At 74.7% G+C, this 1,626-nt stretch carries 2 protein-coding genes; both read right to left on the bottom strand.

What is annotated here, in order from left to right:
- Window positions 1-217 precede the first annotated feature (217 nt).
- Window positions 218-562 (bottom strand): GNAT family N-acetyltransferase, encoded by a 345-nt coding sequence (locus tag GA0115242_RS22780; protein WP_093831389.1) that lies wholly within the window; start codon window positions 560-562, stop codon window positions 218-220.
- Window positions 563-644: 82 nt separating this feature from the next.
- A partial coding sequence (locus GA0115242_RS22775) for an NlpC/P60 family protein (protein WP_107461458.1) occupies window positions 645-1,626 on the bottom strand: 982 nt, incomplete at its 5' end.

The raw sequence follows: 1,626 nt of genomic DNA, 5'->3' as shown, positions 1-1,626 counted from the left end.
ATCGGGTCCCGGGGTGGGCCCCGGCGGGGTGGGTGCGGGGTAGGGGTCGGTCATCCGAACCTCCGGCCTGTGGGTTGCTCGTCCGCTCTGGACTATCCCCCGCGTACCCAGACCCCTCGCGCTGACTCACCCCGGGGAAGGACCGTCGGGGACCGGGTGGATCAGCCGGGCGGCCGACGGGCGGCGGCTCTGGTACGTCCGGCCCCGCGCGGAGGGGTCAGAACCGGCCGGGGTGGTCCCGCAGCCACTGCTTCGCCGCGTCCAGCAGCTCGGGGTCGCCGGGCGCGGACACGTCGGGGTGGCGGGCGATCCACGCCGTGACGTACGGGCAGAGCGGGGCGACGGGCACGTCCTCGCGGGCGGCGACGGCGTACAGCTCGCGGGCCAGCGATCCGGCGATGCCCCGCCCCTCGTGCGCGGGCTCCACGACGGTGTGCACCGGGACCAGCGCGCGCCGGGGCGCGGTGAGCACGAAGTACTCGACGCGGCCCACCACCTGGCCGTCGGCGACGGCTTCGAGGCGGCCCGCCGTCCGGTCGTCACGGATCTCGATGTCGCTCATGGGCACGCTCCTGGTGCGGGGGTCACGCCGGTCGCCCGAGGGTAACCGACGGCGATCACCGCACCGCCGGGGCGGCCGGGGCTCAGCAGGTGGCGACCCCGGGCAGCCACTCGGGGCCCTTGATGTAGATGTTGGTCATCCAGGAGCCGTCGGTGAGCCTGGACCAGGCGTCGTTGGTGTACCCCTCGGCGGTCACCGTCTGGGCGTGGGCCTGGCAGACCACGTTGACGGTGGTCGGTTGTGGGAAGTAGTCGACGACGGGGGCGCCGACGTCGGCCGACGCGTGGGTGCGCACGCCCGTGCCCCAGGTCTGGAAGGGCTTGCTGCCCCCGCTCGGCGGCGGGGTGGGGCTGCCGCCGCAGTCCGGGACGCCGGGCAGCGAGGCCGGGCCCTTGATGTAGATGTTCGTCAGCCAGGAGCCGTCGGCGAGCCTGGACCAGATGTCGTTGGTGTACCCCTCGGCGGTGACCGTCTCGGCGTGCTGCTGGCACATCACGGAGACCTGGCCGGGCCCGGGGAAGGTGTCGACGACGGAGGCGCGCACGCTCGGCGCCGAGTGGGTGCGCACCCCGGTGCCCCAGGTCTCGAAGGTGGTGCCGCCGTTGGCGGGCGGGGGCGGCACGCTGCCGGAGCCGTCGATACGGACGGCGCCCGCGTAGTCGCCCCCGGTGCGCACCGGCGCCACCCGGATGCGGGTGCCCGACTCGTACGCCTCCACCATCTGCCCGGCGCCGAGGTAGACGGCGACGTGGTGGATGTGGCCGCTGCCCCAGAACATGAGGTCGCCGGGGAGCAGCGGCGCGGTGCCCTGCCCGGCCGAGAAGCGCGCCGCCGCGTGCGAGGTGTGGAACTGGTCGTCGGACGTGCCGTTGAGCAGGTCGCGGCCGGTGGCCTGGGCGTAGGCGTAGCGGACCAGGCCCGAGCAGTCGAAGCCCATGCGCTCGCCGTCGTGCAGGCTGTCGGGGTCGGAGCCGTCGTAGTAGCCGTAGGTCGCGCCCGGGGTGGCGCCGTGCCCGCCGCCCCAGCTGTACCAGACGCCGATCTGTCCGCAGGCGGCGCGGACG

Origin of the sequence: Streptomyces sp. SolWspMP-5a-2 (assembly GCF_900091845.1) — a bacterium.
GTDB lineage: Bacteria > Actinomycetota > Actinomycetes > Streptomycetales > Streptomycetaceae > Streptomyces > Streptomyces doudnae.
This window is presented reverse-complemented; position numbering and strand designations above follow the sequence as displayed.